This is a genomic window from Streptomyces sp. iso_384 (assembly GCF_056172905.1).
The window spans coordinates 4,873,184-4,891,556 of sequence record NZ_JBWBTT010000001.1 but is presented as its reverse complement, the minus strand read 5'-3'; the positions used below and the strand labels follow the sequence as shown (position 1 = coordinate 4,891,556).

Annotated in this window: 12 protein-coding genes; 7 read left to right on the top strand and 5 right to left on the bottom strand. The window is 73.7% G+C overall.

Annotated features, from left to right (window positions below):
- Nucleotides 1-58: 58 nt before the first annotated feature.
- The 5 genes from AC0VY3_RS21975 to AC0VY3_RS21955 form a co-directional block, all read right to left on the bottom strand.
- Nucleotides 59-706, bottom strand: coding sequence for a class F sortase (locus AC0VY3_RS21975; RefSeq protein WP_475550386.1), 648 nt, complete (start codon nt 704-706; stop codon nt 59-61).
- 113 nt (nt 707-819) lie between these two features.
- A complete protein-coding gene (locus tag AC0VY3_RS21970; RefSeq protein WP_475551719.1) occupies nt 820-1,299 on the bottom strand; it encodes a hypothetical protein in 480 nt (159 codons plus the stop codon).
- A gap of 135 nt (nt 1,300-1,434) precedes the next feature.
- Complete coding sequence (locus AC0VY3_RS21965) at nt 1,435-3,429, bottom strand: ATP-binding protein (protein WP_475551718.1); 1,995 nt, start codon at nt 3,427-3,429, stop codon at nt 1,435-1,437.
- Nucleotides 3,430-3,451: 22 nt separating this feature from the next.
- Nucleotides 3,452-4,174 carry a response regulator transcription factor gene (locus AC0VY3_RS21960; protein WP_181010747.1) on the bottom strand — a complete coding sequence of 241 codons (723 nt, stop codon included), beginning with the start codon at nt 4,172-4,174 and terminating at the stop codon, nt 3,452-3,454.
- Nucleotides 4,156-5,265, bottom strand: coding sequence for a hypothetical protein (locus AC0VY3_RS21955; RefSeq protein ID WP_475550385.1), 1,110 nt, complete (start codon nt 5,263-5,265; stop codon nt 4,156-4,158). The genes AC0VY3_RS21960 and AC0VY3_RS21955 overlap by 19 nt, the downstream gene beginning before the upstream one ends.
- Nucleotides 5,266-5,399: 134 nt before the next feature.
- On the opposite strand from AC0VY3_RS21955, the gene AC0VY3_RS21950 reads away from it, so the two are divergent.
- The 7 genes from AC0VY3_RS21950 (at nt 5,400) to fxsT (ending at nt 18,230) form a co-directional block, all read left to right on the top strand.
- Nucleotides 5,400-6,503 carry a hypothetical protein gene (locus AC0VY3_RS21950; RefSeq protein ID WP_475550384.1) on the top strand — a complete coding sequence of 368 codons (1,104 nt, stop codon included), beginning with the start codon at nt 5,400-5,402 and terminating at the stop codon, nt 6,501-6,503.
- A gap of 50 nt (nt 6,504-6,553) precedes the next feature.
- Entirely contained in the window at nt 6,554-8,290 is a 1,737-nt protein-coding gene (locus tag AC0VY3_RS21945; protein WP_475550383.1) for a hypothetical protein, read from the top strand.
- A 141-nt stretch (nt 8,291-8,431) separates the two neighbouring features.
- Nucleotides 8,432-9,730: a cytochrome P450 gene (locus tag AC0VY3_RS21940; RefSeq protein ID WP_475550382.1), complete on the top strand. Its 1,299-nt coding sequence runs from the start codon at nt 8,432-8,434 to the stop codon at nt 9,728-9,730.
- Nucleotides 9,727-10,980: a cytochrome P450 family protein gene (locus AC0VY3_RS21935; protein WP_475551717.1), complete on the top strand. Its 1,254-nt coding sequence runs from the start codon at nt 9,727-9,729 to the stop codon at nt 10,978-10,980. The genes AC0VY3_RS21940 and AC0VY3_RS21935 overlap by 4 nt, the downstream gene beginning before the upstream one ends.
- A gap of 205 nt (nt 10,981-11,185) precedes the next feature.
- Nucleotides 11,186-12,703, top strand: a complete 1,518-nt coding sequence (locus AC0VY3_RS21930) for a VMAP-C domain-containing protein (RefSeq protein WP_475550381.1) — start codon at nt 11,186-11,188, stop codon at nt 12,701-12,703.
- Nucleotides 12,700-13,788, top strand: a complete 1,089-nt coding sequence (locus tag AC0VY3_RS21925) for an AAA family ATPase (RefSeq protein WP_475550380.1) — start codon at nt 12,700-12,702, stop codon at nt 13,786-13,788. The genes AC0VY3_RS21930 and AC0VY3_RS21925 overlap by 4 nt, the downstream gene beginning before the upstream one ends.
- Nucleotides 13,788-18,230: an FxSxx-COOH system tetratricopeptide repeat protein gene (gene fxsT / locus AC0VY3_RS21920; protein ID WP_475550379.1), complete on the top strand. Its 4,443-nt coding sequence runs from the start codon at nt 13,788-13,790 to the stop codon at nt 18,228-18,230. The genes AC0VY3_RS21925 and fxsT overlap by 1 nt, the downstream gene beginning before the upstream one ends.
- The last annotated feature ends 143 nt before the right edge of the window (nt 18,231-18,373 follow it).

The window sequence follows — 18,373 nt, the reverse complement described above, 5'->3', positions numbered from 1 at the left end:
GGATGGCACGAGTCTGTCCGGACGGCCGCCATCCGGATTCCCGGACCGAACACGCCGCCTACCGGACGAGGGCGCCGTACACGATGAGGTTGTCGACCGGATGGCCCTCCGCGTCGAACTCCCCGTCGCACGTGATGAGCCGCAGCGTGCTGTCCTTCGTCGGGCCGTAGACCTTCTCGGTGGGGAACGCCTTCTTGCTGACCGCTTCCTTGCCCGTGACCGTGAAGCGCAGAGTCCTCCCCGTCCCGTCGCGGACCAGCACCTCGGCGCCCTCGTGGATCTTCTTGAGGTCGTGGAAGACGGCCCGGCCGAAGCGGGTGTCGTTGTGGCCGATCAGCACGGCGGGCCCCGGTGCGCCGGGCGTGGACCCGCCGCTGTACCAGCCGGCCGTCATGCCCTGCTCCGCGGGCGGGACCTCGACCGTGCCGTCCGCGTTGAGACCCAGCTCCATGAGGGTGCTCCGTACGCCGATCGAGGGGATGGAGACCTCGGTGGGAGCCGGCCGCTCCGGCTCATCGGTCCGGGGCGGCGTGGCCGGCCCGGAGCCCGCCGCGTCCCGCGCCGACGCGGAGGGGGCGGCGGCGGTGGCTGCGGAGGGCTCGGCGGACGAGCAGCCGGCCAGGGCGACGCAGGCCGCGACGGCCGTCAGCAGGGCGGCGGTCCGCCGGAAGCGGTGGGGCGTACGGGACGGCGACGGCGACGGCACAGAGGGCTCCGGGATCGGGGTGGGGTCGGGTGGGAGGAGGAAGGGGCGTGAGTGGGTGTGGCGCCGCCCCGGTGCGGGGCGGCGCCACGGTCAGCGGTGGTGCGCGGTGCAGGTCAGCCGTTGTGGCCGGCCGCCGAGCGGCGGCGCAGCACGATCGTGCCCGCGCCCGCGAGCAGCGCGGCCCCGGCCACCGAACCGGCCAGCACCGCGGTGCTGTTGTCGCCGCTGCCTGCGGGACGTTCACCGGCGGCGACACCGCCGCGCGGCGTGACCGACGGTGCGGCCTCCTTCGCCGCGGGCGCCGGGCGGTCGCCCGCCGCCACGCCGCCGCGCGGCGTGACCGACGGTGCGGCCTCCTTCGCCGCGGGCGCCGGGCGGTCGCCCGCCGCCACGCCGCCGCGCGGGACGGCCGACGGGGCGGCGTCCCTCGGGGCTTCCGCGGCGGCCTCGCTCCGCTCCGGGGCGGGCGTGGCCACGGCGGGCTCCGACGGCTTCGGGGAGGCGTCGGCGAAGGCGGCGGCGGACGGGACCAGCACCGCTCCGGCCGCGACAGCGGCGAGGACGGCCGCACGCAGGGTGGGGCGAGAGATCAAAGCGGTCATACGGATGGCTCCATTCCATACTCGGCCCCATGACGGTCCCGGATGCGGGTGCGCACCGGGGACGGGGCATGCGGCCAGGCTGGCGTGGAGATATGAAGAAGCTGTCAGAACGCTGTGGTCATCCCATCAGGGGCCGGAAGGCTCCGTTCCGGCGGGCAGCCGGAGAGCGAACGTCGATCCCTCGCCCTCGGTACTCGTCGCCTCCACCGTGCCGCCGTGCGCCTCGACCAGCTTGCGGACGATGGCCAGGCCCAGTCCGCTGCCGCCCGTGCGGCGGCTGCGGGACTTCTCGGCGCGCCAGAACCGGTCGAAGACGTGCGGCAGATCCTCGGCGGGAATGCCGGAGCCGGTGTCCTGCACCTCGATCACCACCGTGCCGTCGCACGCCTTCCCCTCGTCGTCGCCCTCATCGCCGCCCTCGGAGGCGTACGCGCTCAGCGTCACCCGCCCGCCCTCCGGTGTGTGCCGTACGGCGTTGGACACCAGGTTGCCCACCGCCTGCCGGAGCCTGACCGGGTCCGCGCGCAGGGCCGGTTCCGGGCCGGTGGCCGCGACCGCGACGGTGAGCGTGACGCCCGCGTTCTCCGCCCGGGCCTGATGGGCGGCGGCGACCTGGCTCAGCAGCTCCCGGATCCCGACGGATACGGCATGCAGCCGCAGCACCCCGGCGTCGGCCGCGGCCAGGTCCTGGAGGTCGTCGATGATGTGCTGGAGCTGCACGGCCTCCTCCAGCAACGAGGAGACGAACGCCGGGTCGGGGTCGGCGAGTCCGTCCTGGGCGGCCTCCAGCCAGCCCCGGATGTTGCTCAGCGGGGTGCGCAGCTCATGGGCGACGTCGCTCACCATGGCCTTGCGCTGTTCCTCCAGCCGCGCCCGGTGCGCGGACATGTCGTTGAACGCGGCGGCCAGCCGTCCGACCTCGTCGTCCCCCGACACGGGCACCGACGCCGGCTGTTCCCCGTCCCGCATCCGCTGCGCCGCTCCGGTCAGCGCGTGCAGCGGGCGCACGAGCCGGGTGCCCGCGAACACCGACGCGCCCACGGTGAGGGCCAGCACGAGCGCCGCGGCTCCGGCGATCTTGGCCGTGTTCGCGGGGGAGAGGTCGAAGCCGGGCAGCGTCGCGCCGCCCTCGTCGCCGATGAAGAGGAGGGCGGGGGAGGCCACGTACGAACTGAGCTGTTCGCTGCGGGCCGTGCCCACACAGGACGCGATGGCCCGGTCGTTCTCCCCGGTGCGCTCCTGCGGCACGACGGACGGCGCGGTCTCCGCCGCGGGGACGTCGCGCGGCGCCGGCTCCGGCCGTGGCGACAGCGGCCCGGCTTCGCCCGGTACTTCCACGGCGGCCGGATCGCCCCAGGACAGATCGTTGTTCAGTCGCACGCCCTCGCGGCCCTGGCGCTTCAGACAGGCGTCGGCCAGTGCGGTGAGTGCGTCGAGCGCCTTCTGTTCCGAACGGGTCGGCGTGTCCAGCGCGGCCAGATCGCAACGGGTGCCCAGAGCGCGTTCGGGATCGTTGCCCACGATCTGCACCCGGGGCCGGCCGCTCGCGCCGACCACCACGTCGGAGGCGATCCCCGCCCGGTTCAGGCACGCCACCTTGGCGTCGGCGATCCGTCGCAACGCCGTGCTGTCGGCCGTCGACAGCCGGAACGGACCCACCGCCCGCGGATCGATCCGGTCGGCCGCGGTGCGCTGCCCGTCGGTGCCGCGCGCCGCCAGGACGGTGTCCACGGACAACGGGTCGACCACGGCGGACGCCTGCGGCGGGAGCGCCGGGGCGGTCGCCGCGGTGGCGGAGTCGGCGAGCGGCTGCCGGCTCTGCGTCGTCAGGGCGACCCGGCGGCCCGACTCCCGGGCCAGCTCCCGCACGGTCGCGCCGACTCCGTCCCAGGTCGGGTTGCGGGCGGCGTACTCCAGCAGGGTGTCGTAGATCCGGGCGTCCGCGGTGAGGTTCTGCCCCTGCTCCTGCTTGATCGCGCCCGAGGTGGTCTGCACGGCGATCCAGGCGGTGGCCGCCACCGAACACGCGGCCACCAGCGCCGAAACCGCGAGCAGCCGCCCCAGCAGGCTCCGGCGCAGCGGCAGCCGCGCCCGGCCGCCACGTCCCTTTCCGGCCGCCACCCCATCGCCCCCGCCGCGCGTCCTACGCACGCCGGGCGGCCTTCTCCGGGTCGGTGAGTTTGTAGCCGACGCCGAAGACCGTGAGCAGCCGCTCCGGCCGGCGCGGGGCCCGCTCGATCTTCTTGCGCAGGTTCATGACGTGCACGTCGACCGTCCGGGCGCTGATGTAGCGGTCGAAGCCGTGGAGCTCCTCCAGCAGCCGCTGACGGCTGAACACCCGGTCCGGCTCCGCCGCCAGGGCCGCCAGGATCCGGAACTCGCCCGGGGTGCACTCCACCGTCGCGCCGCCCACCGACACCTCGTGCCGCTCCGGGTCGACCACGAGGGCGCCGACGCGCAGGACGGGGTCCTCGGCCACCGGCTCCGGGGCGAGCGGCCGCCGGGCCCGCCGCAGCAGCGTACGGACGCGGGCCATCAGCTCGCGCGGACTGTAGGGCTTGGTCATGTAGTCGTCGGCGCCGAGATCGAGGCCGAGCAGGAGATCGTCCTCGGTCGACCGGGCGGTCAGCATCAGCACCGGCAGTCCGCGGTCCTCGGCCCGCAGCACCCGCACCACGTCCAGGCCGTCGGCCCGGGGCATCATCACATCGAGGACGAGCAGATCGGGCTCCTGGTGCCGGACGGCGTCGAGCGCGGCGAGGCCGTCGCCCACGATCCGTACGGCGTGTCCTTCCCGTTCCAGATAGCGGCGTACGAGTTCGGCCTGCTTCTCGTCGTCCTCGGCAACTATGACGTCTGCGCACACGCCTCCGATCGTAGAGCGCGGATACAGTGCGAGGCCGGGGCGGGTTCCGGAACACGGAAGCCGGGAAGGGAACCGGCGCGTTTCACCTGCGCGAGGTGGTCGCACCGGCGGAAGGAGACGGGTTGAACAGCTTCGGTACCGACGGCGGCGGGGCCGCGTCCCACGCGGCGTACAACACGGTGTCGGGGGACGCCGTCATCGTCGGGCCCGTCCTGATGGCGCAGCACATCGAGGGCATCCAGCTGCCCACGCCCCCGCCGGACGTCCCGCCGAGCCAGGGGCCCATGCCCAGCCGGGTGTTCGTCAACCGGACGGAGGAACTGGCCGATCTGCGGGACGCGGCCCTGTCCCTGGCCGCCGGACCGGAGCCGGGCGTCGTGCTGGTGGTCGGGGTAGGCGGGGTCGGCAAGACACAGCTCGTCGCCCAGGCCGTCCGGCGCGAGCTGCACCAGCTCTTTCCCGATGGTCAGCTCTACGTCGACCTGGCGGACCACCGCCGGGACGGAGCGGTCGACCTCGCCGCGGTGCTCGGGGAGTTCCTGCGCGCCCTCAAGGTCCACAAGGACTACGTGCCCGGCGGACTCGCCGAACGGACGGCGCTCTTCCGCAGCGTCGCCGCCACCCTCCGCCTCCTGGTGAAGGTGGACGACGTCCAGCACGCCCCGGAGACGAGGGCCCTGGTGCCGCCGCAGGGGCTGCTCGTGGCGACCGGGCGCCGGGTCCTGCCGTCGCTGCTGATGGACGGGGCCGTGCTCATCGATGTCGCCCCGCTGGACGAGGCGGCGGGGACTGAGCTCGTACGCCGTTGGCATGCCGACGCGGACGAGGGGACGGCCGCCGATGTCGTGCGGCTCTGCGCGGGGCACCCGTTGGCGCTGCGGGCGGCGCTGGAGTGGCTGGCCGCCCGGCCGCAGCTGACCCTCGAAGACGTGGTGCGTGATCTGACGGCCGGGCGGCACGGAACGGGCGACTACGGCGTACGGGAGGCGATGGCGGTGACCATGGGTGTGGGTGGAGGGACCGATGAGGGCGGTGTGGGCGAGGCCGTCGACGCGGTGCTGGACTCGGTGGTGGCGGGGGTGGCCGGACACACCCGGCACCTCTACGACCTCCTGGGCGTCCTGCCCGGCACGACGGCCACGGCCGATCTGCTGAAACGGCCGCCGGCGCCACCCGGGTCGACGAGGGCCTCGGTGAGCTGCTCTCCTGCCGGCTCGCGGTCCTGGTGGAGTCGTCGGACCGGCCCCGCCGCTACCGGCTGCACGACGTGGTGCGGGCCCATGCCCGGCTTCGCGCAAGGGCGTTGCCCGAGGAGCGGCGGCGGGCCGTCCTGCGGCTCGTCGTGGACTTCTACGCCGACGCGGCGGCCCATGGCGACGCGCTGGTGCTGGGCGACCGGTTCCGGATCCAGCCGCCGCCGGGCCGTCCGCTCTCCGAACTCGCCGTGCGGGGCACGCTGTTCACCGGCCGGGCCGAGGCCCTGGAGTGGCTCGACGCGGAGCGCGTCAACCTCCGGGCCGTCGTCCGGGTCGCCGTCGACGAAGGCTGGTACGAGGAGGCGTGGCGGCTCTGCGAATCGCTGTGGGCGCTCTACCACAGTCGTAAACACCTCGCGGACTGCGTCGAGTCGGGCCTCCTCGGCATCGAGGCGGCCCAGCACGAGGCGCGCCCCGATGTCGAGGTCAGGATGCGGAACCAGGTCGCCCGGGCCGCCTACGAGCTGGGCGACCTCGACCGCGCGGAGTCCCAGCTCGACGCCGCGGTCGACCTGCTGGGGCTGGCCGGCGACCCGCGGCTGAGCGGGGTCGTCCAGGAGAGCCGCGGGCTCATCGCCCTGGCGCGCGGCCGGTCGGAGGAGTCGCCCGGGGCGGCGCGCGGGCGGGCCGAGGAGGCGCGGGAGCTCTTCGAACGCGCGCTGGCGGCCAACCGTGCTGTCCCCGACCCGCACGGCATCGTCGTGCAGAGCTACAACGTGGCCCAGGCGCTGGTAGCGGGGGAGCGGTGGGCCGACGCCCTCGACGTGCTGGACGAGGCGGCCGCGACCGCCCGGACCACCGGCGACGAACCCATGCTGCCCCGGATCGACCTCGTACGGGCGCACGCCTTCGCCGGGCTGGGCGCGCTGGACCGGGCGGTGGCCGCCGCGGGCGAGGCGGCCGACGCGGCGGCCGGGCTCAGACAGTTCGCCAAGCTCGACCAGGCGCTCGAACTGCTCACCGCGCTGGCCGACCGGGCCGAGGACCGGCCGCTGCGGGCCGCCTGCGAGGAGAAGCTCGCCACGCTGCGAGCGACCATGGGGCTGAGGCCACCGGTCGCGCCGACGGCCTGAGCCTCCGCCTACTCTTCTCCCTGTCCCTTTGCCTCCCCCGGAGCCACGCGTTGTCCTCGGTGTCATCACTGCTGAGCCGCCCGTCCGGCTGGTTCCGTCGTTCCGGCCGGTCGGCCCCGTCCCGCTGGAACACCTGGGATCCGCCGAAGGCCGAGGTGCTCGGAGTGGCCCGGACGCTCACGTCCGCCACCCGGGTGGCGGACGTGATGCATCTGCTGCGCAGCGAGGACGGCATCGAGAAGTACTACACGGTCAACCCGGGTTCGGCGTTCGCGGACGGGCTCGACACCTATCTCTCCGGCCTCGGGATCCATGTGCTGAGCTGGGAGGAGGCGACCCGGCGCTCCTTCGACCTGGCCGTGAGCTGTTCGGTGCATCCGACGATGCGCCGCCTCGACGCCCCGCTGATGGTGCTGCCGCACGGCGCCGGGTACAACCGCCTCGTCACCGAGTCGACGGGTGACGCCCTCGCCCCCGCCGGGCTGTCGCGTCGGGAGCTGATGTGGCGGGGGAAGGTGGTCCCGAAGGCGATCGGCGTCTCCCACCAGGGGCAGATCGACCGGCTCGCCGAGACCTGCCCCGAGGCCGTTCCGTACGCCCTGGCCGTCGGCGACTGGTGCTTCCAGCGCATCATCGCGAGCATGTCCCACCGGGACCGGTACCGCTCGCGGCTCGGTGCGGTCGACGGGCGGCGGCTGGTCGTCGTGCACTCCACCTGGAGCGAGCACTCGCTGCTCGGGCTCCATCCGGAGCTGCCGCTGCGGCTGGTCGCCTCGCTCCCGGCCGACGAGTTCGCCGTCGCGGCCGTCTTCCACCCCAACGTGTGGGCCCGGCACACCCACGCCGGTGTGCTGGAGCGGCTCGGGGCCGCGATGGACGCCGGGCTCATGGTCATTCCGCCCCAGGAGGGCTGGCGCGCCGCGGTGGTGGCCAGTGACTGGGTGGTCGGCGATCACGGCAGTACGTCGTTCTACTCGGCAGCCGCGGACCGCGTCACGCTGCTCGCGGCCACCGGCCTCGACGAGCTGGACCCCCTCTCGCCCGCCGCCGCGTTCGCCCGGGGCGCGCCGCGCCTGGACCCCGACGGGGACGTTCTCGAGCAGCTGCTGGACGCGGCGCGCCGGCACGACCCGGCGGCGCTGAGGCCGGTGGTCGACGGGCAGCTCGCGTCGGTCGACACCTCCGGTGAGGTGACGCGGGCCCGGATGTACGAGTTCCTCGCCGGGCGCGGGGTCCGCGCTCCCCGGGAAGCGCCGCGGCCCGTTCCCGTACCGGCGCCCGAACCGGTGCGCAGGGCGCAGGTCACGGCGTACGACGTGACCGGGACGCACGACGCCTGGGGCGTGGCCGAGGTCCGGCGGCGGCCTCTGGTCGCCGGGCACCACACGGAGGCGCTCGGCTTCTACGCCGTCACCACCGAGGAGAACCACCCCCACTGGCCGAACGCCGCGGAGGTGCTGGCCCGTACGGTCGAGGACGCGGAGGTGGCCGCGCTCGACTGGATCGCGGACGCGGCCCGGCGCCACGAGAACCTCAACGTCCTGGTCGCCCGGCTGGACGAGACCCGCTGCCTCGTCCAGCTGCGCGGCGGGCGGCAGTTGGAGGCGCGCACCGAACGCGCCTGGGGCGCCAGGCGACCCGCGCTCGACCCGGTGCTCCTGGGCTCGGCCGTCAACCTGTGGCTGACCGACCTGGAGCGGTCGAAGGATCTGACGGACGGTCTGACGCTCCGCACCGGACAGTGGACCGTACAGGTGGCCTTCACCCCGGGGAAAAGGGGAGAGTAAACCGAACCATACCGAACCGTTCCACGGCCGGTCGAAAATGATCGCTCAAGCCCTCCAAGGGTTCACGAAACCTCCTTATAGTGGTGCCGCGTTGATCGTATGGTCACAACGCGCGAAGCCGTCGCCACTGGAGTCCGTACGATGACGAACCCCTCGTCCGCCATGCCCGCGTCCACGACCGGCGGCGGAGGCTGCCCCATGGGCGCCGCCACGGGCGCCGTCCAGCTCGGCGGACCCGGCTTCACCGCCGAACCGCAGGCGCTCTACCGGTCCATGCGGCGCGAACACGGGCCCGTCGTCCCGGCCGAGCTGCCCGGCGGCTTCCCCGCCTGGCTGGTGATCGGCTACCGGGAACTCCACCAGGTCACCAGCGACGGGGAGTTGTACCCCAGGGACGTATCGCTGTGGAACCAGTGGGAGAACATCCCCGCCGACTGGCCGCTGCTGCCCATGGTGGGCACCCCCATGCCGTCGATCTACTTCACCGCCGGGGCCGAGCACCGCCGGCACGTCGAGATGGTCGTACCGGCCCTCGAAGGTGCCGACCCCTTCGAGATCCGGCAGCACTGCGAGCAGTTGGCCGACCGGCTCATCGACGCCGTGTGCAGCCGGGGCACCGCCGACCTCGTCGCCGAGTTCGCCGAGCCGCTGCCCGTCCTGGTGCTCGCCCGGCTCGTCGGCTTCCCCGACGACGAGGGCACCGACATCGCGCGCGTGCTCAAGGACCTAGCCGACGGCGGGCCCGACGCACAGAATGCGCATCAGCGCTTCGGAGAGCACATGCACCGGCTCGTCGCGGCCAAGCGGGCGCGGCCCGGCGACGACGTGACCTCGCGGATGCTCGCCCACCCCGAACCGTTCACCGACGAGGAGTACGCGCTCGACCTGATGGCCATCACGGCGGCCGGGCACCTGACCACCGCCGACTGGATCGGCAACTCCACCCGGCTGATGCTCACCGAGGACCAGTTCGCCGACGCCCTGTCCGGCGGCCGGCACAGTGTCGCCGAGGCCATGAACGAAGTGCTCTGGGAGGACGGACCCACCCAGATCCTGGCCGGCCGCTGGGCCGCCCGCGACAGCCGGCTCGGCGGCCGGAACATCGCCCGCGGCGACATGCTGCTCCTCGGCCTCGGCGCCGCCAACGCCGACCCGCACATCCGACAGCAGGTCACCGCCTCCGCCGTACGCTCCGGGCAGGGCGGCAACAGCGCGCATCTGGCGTTCAGCCACGGCGAGTACCGCTGCCCCTTCCCCGCCCAGGAGATCGCCGAGATCATCGCCCGTACCGGCATCGAGGTGCTGCTGGACCGGCTGCCCGACATCGAACTGGCCGTACCCGCCGCCGAACTGGTCCGCCGGCCGTCCGCGTTCCTGCGCGGGACGACCGCGCTGCCCGTCCGCTTCACCCCCGTACGCACGACAGGAGACGCATGGTGAACTGCCCGCACGCCGAAGCCGCACAAGCCGACCGGAGCGCCGGGGTCATCACCATCGACCCCATGGTCCAGGACCTGGACGGCGAGACCGCGCGGCTGCGCGACGCCGGGGTCCTCGCCCGGATCGACCTGCTCGGCGTGCCGGCCTGGACGGTCACCCGGCACGCCGAGGCACGCCAACTGCTCGTGGACCCGCGGCTGGTGAAGGACATCGACGCCTGGGGCCCGTGGCAGAGCGGAGTGGTGACACGCGCATGGCCGCTGATCGGCATGATCGACGCCGGGCGCTCCATGTTCACCGTCGACGGGTCCGAGCACCGGCGGCTGCGCACCAAGACCTCGCAGGCGCTGACCCCCCGCCGCCTGGAGGCGATCCGCTCGGACATCGAGAAGTTCACCGAGGAACTGCTGGACGCCCTCGACGCCGCACAGGGCGAGGACGGCGTCGTCGACCTGAAGGCGGTGTTCGCCCAGCCGCTGCCGATGAAGGTCGTCGGCATGCTCATGGGTGTCGACGAGTCCCAGCACGCCATGCTCACCCGGCAGTACAAGGCGTTCTTCTCCATGCTCACCCCGCAGGACGAACGCCTCGCTCTGCTGGCCGAGTTGGACGTCTTCTACACCGACCTCGTCCGGGAGAAGACCGCCCGGCCCACCGACGACCTCACCAGTGCGCTGATCCTGGCCGAGGAGGGCGGCGACCCGCTCACCGAGGAAGAGGTCGTGGGCAACCTCAAGGCCATGGTCGCCGCCGGGCACGAGACCACCATCGGCCTCGTCCTCAACGCCGTGCGGGCTCTGCTCTCCCACCCCGACCAGCTCCGCGCGGTGCTCGCCGGAGAGATCGGCTGGGACGCGGTGGTCGAGGAGACGCTGCGCTGGGACACCCCCACCACCCATCTGCTGATGCGGTTCGCCACCGAGGACATGGCCGTCGGCGACGAGGTGATCCGCAAGGGCGAAGGAGTCGTCATCTCCTACCGGGCCATCGGACGCGACACCGAGCAGCACGGCCCCGACGCCGACGCGTTCGACATCACCCGGCCCACCCGCAACCGCCACATGACCTTCGGCCACGGCCCGCACATCTGCCCCGGCGCGGCCCTGTCGCGCGTCGAGGCGGGTATCGCGCTGCCCGCCCTGTTCGGCCGCTTCCCCGGACTCCGCCTCGCCGTCCCGGACGAGGAGATCACCAGGCTTCCGGTGATGACGCAGAACGACATGGCCGCCTTCCCCGTCCTCCTGGGCTGACGGCGACCGGCCCGGGCGCCTGGTCCGCGAACGGGACCGGGCGTTCCGGCCGGCCCGCCCCGCCGGGGCCGTGCCCCGGGCCCCGGGACGGTGTTCGAAACGGGCGCGGCGGGGCCGGACAAGATCCTGGTTGCCGAAGATTCAATCGTGATAACTTCGCCGCCAGCCATGTGAGTTGGACCGACTCGGCGGGGGATGGTCGGCTGTGGACGCTGTCCCGCACGGGCGCCCGGGACCGGATCTGGTGCAGGCGCTGGTCGATGCCCTGACCCTGCTCGACTGCGTCAAGGACCGGGGCCAGCGGTACGAGTTCGTGGACACGGTGGCCTACCGGCTCGACATCGAGCTGACCTACCCGGACAGCACGCCCCGCATCGACATGATGCATCTGGTCCGCAAGGTGATCCACCGGACCGGCGGCCCCGAGGCGATCCTCTACGCGGTCCGCGTCGTCTCCGGCAAGGACGACGCCGAGCGGATCGCCGCCGAAGCGGGCATCCGCACCGACGGCGACCGGCCGGGCCCCTGGCCCGCACCCGTCTTCGCCGAGAGCGTCGCCCGGCAGGCGCGCCCGCTGCTCGACGAGGCGACGGACATCGACGGCGTACGGCTGCGCGCCCTCCTCGCCGAGGAGCTGCCCGGCGAACTGCCCGACAGCGGAACCCCGGCCGAACTCTTCGACCAGGCGCAGGACATGACCGCGCGCGCCGACGGCCTCCCGGCCGCCGTCGTGCTGGTCGAGGCGGCCGCCACCCTGTCGGCCGAGCGCGGCGCACCGCTGCGCCGTTGGTCGGACCGCTGGGCGACGGGCGACCCCACGGCGGCGGCCGACGACGCCCGGGCCGGGGTTCCCGGGGCGTCGGATGCACTCGCCGTCTGCCGGCAGCGCCTGGAGCGGCCCGCCGCCCCCGACCCGACCGTGCCCCGGTGCCTGGTCGTGATGGTCGACCCGGCCCGGGACGGTTCACCGGACGTCTTCGTCCGGCACTGGATCAACAAGGCCCCCGGCTACTGGCGACCGGAGCCGGGCCAGGTGCAGACCGTCACCCTGGACACCCTGGCCGAAGCGGTCGAAGCCGCCGTCGAGCAGGGCGAGGCACTGTGGGCCGACCGGCCCGCGACCGGCGAACAGGGTCCGGTCCACGTCGAGTTCCTGCTCCCTTTCGACCTGCTCAACCACGACATGGCCCGCCTGGAACTGGGTACCGGAGCCCCGAGGCCCTGGCCGATCGGCCTGCGCTACCGCGTCCATCTGCGCAGCCTGGACCGGATGCGCGGCGACGCCGGGCAACTGCGCCGCTGGCAGGCCCGCTGGGACCGGCTGCGGACCGCACCCGCCCCGGCCCCGCACCGATGGAAGGCGGCGGACCGGGACGGCTTCGAGCGCTGGCGCGCCCATCTCGCCGGTGACGAGTCGCTGACCGCGGTCATCCTCGACGCGCCCGCGGTCCAGGGGCACGGTCTGGAGGCGCTGCAGACCGCCGTCGTCGAGGGCATCGGTCTCGCCGCCTGGGACCGCAGGCTGGAGAGCACCTCGCACTCCAGTGAACTGCTGACCCTGCTCCTGGGACACGCCTACGCCCAACTGCCGGACATCGTGAACAGGTTGAGGATGGGAGCGGAGGTCGACGAGGACGGCCCGCTCTGGGTGGGCCGGCACATCGCGTTCTTCTGGGACGACCCGTACCGACTGGTCGATCGTGAGGAGTTGTTGTCGGCATGACCGGACCTACCTCCGCCGCCCCGCCGCCCCCGTGGTGGGTCTTCCACGCGACCGGCAAGGCGCCCGCGGGCGAGCCGCCGGAGCTGCCCGCGCCGCCGCCCTGGCGGACGTTCCCCGGCGCACCGCTCCAGCCGCCACCGCCCGAGGACGACCGGGCCGCCGATCGCCGCCTCGGCCGGGTCCAGGACGGGCCGCAGCTCCGCCGCGAGGAGATCGACGCGGTCAACGCCGCCCTGCTGCTGCGCCGCCCGCTGCTCATCACCGGACCGCCGGGCGTCGGCAAGTCCACGCTGGCCTATCTGCTCGCCCGTGAGCTGGGGCTCGGCCGGGTGCTGCCCTGGAGCGTCGTCAGCCGCAGCACGCTCAGGGGCGGTCTGTACGCGTACGACGCGATCGGCCGCGCCCAGGCCATCGCCGCCTGGCGGGCGGCCGACGCCGGGAACACCCACGGCCCCGCACCGGACGACGCCGGTGCGGACGCGGGTGAGCGGGAGGCGACCGGTGAAGGGCCGCCCGCGCTCGGCGACTTCGTCACCCTTGGCCCGCTCGGCACCGCCCTGCTCGCCTACGAGCGCCCCCGGGTGCTGCTCGTCGACGAGCTGGACAAGAGCGACATCGATCTGCCCAACGACCTCCTTCACGTCCTGGAGAACGGCAGCTACGAGATCCCCGAACTCGTGCGCAGCAACGAGGAGTCGGCGACCGTGTTCACCGACGACCCGCGCGGCACGGCGAGGATCGAGGGCGGCCGGGTGGAATGCGCGCAGTTCCCCGTCGTCGTCATCACCAGCAACGGCGAACGGGAGTTCCCCGCCGCGTTCCGCCGCCGCTGTCTGCCGCTGGAGATGGAACCGCCCGGCCGCGAGCAGCTGATCGGCATCGTCGTCAGCCATCTGAGCCAACGCCCGGAAGGCGTCGAGGCGCTGGTGGACGAGTTCGTCAACCGCCAACGCGGCGGCGGCACCCAGTCGATCGACCAGTTGCTCAACGCCGTCCAGCTGACGACCGCGGGCGGTTTTCAACCCGACGCCGACGGGCGTAAGCTCGTCGAGATGCTCCTCCGAGACCTCTCGAAGGGCCGCTGATGAACGGCTTGCCCAGGGAGCGCGCTCCGGACCCCGCGTCCGCGCCGGCCGCCTCCCCCGATCGCGCCACCGGCGACCGGACCGAGGACGGCAGCCCGTACGACCCGGGCGCGGGCGCCGACTGGACGGAGCTCGCCGACGCCGCCTGGCTCGCCGCCGCCCGGCTCGACGCCCACCGCACCACCGGGCCCGCCCCGGACCACCCTCCCCACGCCGAACCGCGCCCCGACGCGCCCCGCCCCGCCCGCCCGTCGCCCCTCGGGCCACCGTCCGCAAGAGCGCCCGAGCCCCCGCCCGACCCGTTCCCCGGCCCACCACCGCACCCCGCGCCCGACACCGTGCCCGGGGTCTCCGGGCTGCCGGGGCCCGCGGCGTACGAACGCGAGATCCGGACCGTCCGGGAGCACACGCGCACCGGCCCCGACCGGCTGCCGGGCTCCGGACGCGACCGGGCCGTGCGGAGGGCCCGGTTACGGCTGGCCAGGTCGCTGCGCGGGCTGGGCCGCAGGGTGCCCACCGGCGGCCGCAGCGCGCTGGACGAGGAGAGCACCGCCGAGCACGGGCTGACCGACGGCCTCTGGGTCCCCTACTTCCTCCCCGACCGTGAGCGCGCCTTCGACCTGGTGCTCCTCGTCGACCGGGCCCCCACCATGCCGCCGTGGCACGGCACCGTGCGGCAGATCGCCGACGAGGCCACCCGCAGCGGGGCCTTCCGTGATGTCCGCACCGTCGGGGTGACCCTGCCCGCCGACGGCGAACCCGCTCTGCGCTGGCCCGGCGGACGCGACGGCGACCCCGCCGAACTGCTCGATGGCCGGAGCTCACGGCTCTTCCTCGTCGTCACGGACGGGCTCGCCCACGGCTGGGCGGGCCCCGGCGCCGACCGGTTGCTGGAACGGCTCACCTCGGGCGGGCCCACCGCGCTCGTCCACCTCCTGCCGCCCTATCTGCGCCACCGCTCCTCGCTGTTCCCCTTCCGCGCCCAACTGGACGCCGGCGGCTTCGGCGCACCGAACCGCCGCTTCCACTGCCGCCCGCCGCACGGCGCCCACGACCCCGTACGGCCGCTGCCCGAACCGGACGACGACACCGTGCCCGTACCGGTGCTCAGCGTCCGCGCCGGGTCCTTCCGCGCCTGGGCCGACCTGGTCACCGGCGAACGCGGGGTGCGACGGACCCTGCCGGTCGTGCTGGCGGGCGCGATGGCCAAGGGAGCCTCCGCCCCCGGGCTGCGCGCCCCGGTTGTCGACGGCCCCCGGGCGGCGGCCGCCGCCGTACGCAGGTTCCGCTCGCTCGCCAGCCCCCTGGCCCGGCAGCTCGCCGTGCTCCTGGCCCTCGTCCCGATGGACTTCGCCGTCATCCAGGAACTGCGCGAGGCAGCCCTGCCGGACGCCGGGCCCGAGCACCTCGCCGAGGTCATGATGGGCGGCCTGATCGACTGGGACACCGACGCCGAGGGCGGGCCGGACTTCGCCGACGACGTACGCGAAGCGCTGCTCGCCACCAGCACCAGGACCCAACTCGCCCGCACCGTCGGCCTGCTGGCGGAACTGCGTACGGGCAAGGGGCACGGCGCCCGGCTCCGCGCGGCCCTCCACGACCCGGTGCGCACCGCCCTGCCCGGCGTGGAACCCGGCGCCCGCCCCTGGCTCCGGATCGAGCTCGCGGTGCTGCGGGCGCTGGCCGGCCCGTACGCGGGGCGGGCCGCCCGGGTGGCGGCCCGCCTGGTGCGCCCGCCGGGCGGCCCCCCTGCCCGGCCGGGTGAGATCGGTGCGAAACCGATGAAAGACGCCCCGAATTGGGCAAAGCTGCCACCGGACAGCGTCGTTTCACCAGGAGGACCCGTGCCGCCCACGACACCACCAGCAGCTGACACCTCGGCACCAGCTGACAACACCGCCCGGAGGGCCCACAAGGAGATGGAAGTCAAAACGCCGGAAGCACGCTTCGTCCGTTCGGGCCAGCCGAAGATCATGGGCAATGTGCCGCCCAAGAACCCCAACTTCACGGGCCGCGAGTCGCTTCTCGCCGCCGTGGAGCGGCAGCTGACCGAGGACGAGACGACGGCGGTCCTCCCGCACGCTCTGCACGGCCTCGGCGGCGTGGGCAAATCGCAGATCGCCGTGGAGTACGTCTACCGCCACAGCGGCGACTACAACGTCATCTGGTGGATCCCCGCCGAGCAGGAGAGCCTGATCCTGGCCGCGCTCGCCGAGCTGGCGGCCAGCCTCGGCCTGCAGGTCGGCCCGCAGGCCAACACCGCCGTGCCCGCCGTCCGCGAGGCCCTGCGCACCGGAAAGCCCTTCGACAACTGGCTGCTGGTCTTCGACAACGCCGAGGACATCGAGGCGGTGCGCTCGTACTTCCCCAACGGCGGCACCGGAAAGATCATCGTCACCTCGCGCAACCGGGAGTGGGAGCGGATCGCCACGCCCCTCAGCGTCGACGTCTTCGACCGCGAGGAGAGCATCGCCCTGCTCCAGCGCCGGGCCCGGGGACTGAGCACCCACGACGCGGGCCGGCTCGCCGAGGCGCTCGGCGATCTGCCGCTCGCCGTCGAGCAGGCCGGCGCCTGGCACGCGGCCACCGGCATGCCGGTCGACGAGTACCTCCAGCTGCTGGAAGAGCGCCGCCCCGAAATCCTCGAACTGGCCCCGTCCCCGGACTACCCGCTGCCCGTCGCCGCGGTGTGGGACATCTCGCTCGGCAGGCTCACCGCCGAGAACCCGGCCGCCCGCCAACTCCTCCAGATCTGCGCCTGCATGGCGCCCGAACCCATCCCGCTGAACATGCTCCGCGGCGGCCGCAACGTCCAGATCACCCCCGAGCTGGACCCCGTGCTCCGCGACCCGCTGCTGCTCGCCCGCGCCACCCGCGATCTGAGCAAGCTCTCGCTGGTCCGCCTCGACCACAAGGCCGGCACGCTCCAGATGCACCGGCTCATGCAGAACGTGATCGTCGCCCGGCTGGACCCGGAGGAGCGGGAGCGGATGCGCAACGCCGCCCATCTGCTCCTGACCACCGCCAAGCCGGGCCTGCCCGCCTCACCGGAACAGTGGTCGACCTACCTCGGACTGCTGCCCCACATGATCGCCTCCGGCGCGGTCAACAGCTCGGACGCCTGGGTGCGCGACCTGGTCTTCGACATGGTCACCTTCCTCTACTACTGGGGCGCCCACGACGCGGGCGCGGACCTGACCCGGCAGGCGTGGGAGGCCTGGAGCGAGCAGTCCGCCGAGGACGACCTGCACGTCATCCGGATCACCAAGATGCTCGGCTTCTACCTCCACCACCTCGGCCGGATCGCGGAGGCCGCGGCGCTGAGCGAACAGGCCATGGAGGTCTCGCGCACCGCGCCGATCCCCGAGGAGGAGGTGATCGACTCCATGCTCCAGCTGGCCGGCTCGCTGCGGTACCGGGGCGACTTCGAGGCCGCCCGCGAGCTGAGCGCCGAGGCCTACGAGCGGGCGAGCGACCTCTACGGCCCCGAGGACCCGACGACGCTGAGCGCGGCCCACAGCTACGGCCTCTCGCTGCGGGTGAACGGCGACTTCCGGCAGGCGCGGGAGATCGACGAGGAGTCCGCCAGGCAGCGGCAGTTGCTCTACGGCCCGACCAGCGGGCTCACCGTCAACACCCTGAGCGCCCTGGCGGCGGACACCCGCGAGGCGGGCGACTTCCTGGAGGCCCGGGCTCTGCAGGAGTCGACCTACCAGACCTACCGCACCCACTTCGGCCCCACCAACGCGGCGACCATCCGGGCCGCGCTGAACCTCGCGATCTGCCGGCGCCGGGCCGGATTCCTGGAGGGGGCGGCGGAGCTGGTCGAGGATATCCTGGAGCGCTTCACCAGCAGATACGGCGCGGCGTACCCGGAAACCCTGGGGGCGGCCCTGGCGGCGGTCGTCGACCGCCGGATCGCGGGCAGGCTGGAGGACTCCCGCCGCCTCGGGCGGCAGACCCTCGACGGCTACCGGGACATCTTCGGCGAGCACCACCCGTACACCCTGTGCGCCATGATCAACGTGGCTGCCACCCTGCGGGCCCTGGGCGAGGTGGAGGAGGCCGAGCGGCTGGACACGGTCGCGGGGGAACGGCTCCGGGCGGACCTGGGGGAGCGGCACGTCTACTCACTGGCCGCCGCTTTCGGCCGGGCCAACGACCACTACGCCAGGCTGGACTTCGCCGGCGCCCTGGAGGTCGACAGCGCCACGCTGCCCCTGCTCACCGAGGTGGCGGGCGAGGATCACCCCTTCACCCTGGTCTGCGTCGCGAACCTCTCCCTGGACCATCGCGGACTGGGCCACTCGGCGGAGGCGGACCGGCTCAACGCCCGGGCGGTGGAGGGCCTGACGCGTGTTCTGGGGGAGGAGCACCCGTGGCGGACCTCGGCCCGGCTGCACCAGCGCATCGAGTACGACGCGACGGTGATCCCGCTGTGACGTGACGTGACGTGACGTGACGGATCGGTACGGGGGCGGGGCCGGGAGACCGCCGGCGCCGGACGTGTGACGGGCAGGCCGGTAAGCCGCTGACGGCAGACGTGTGACGGGGTGCGGCCGGCGGGAACACCACTGACGGGGGC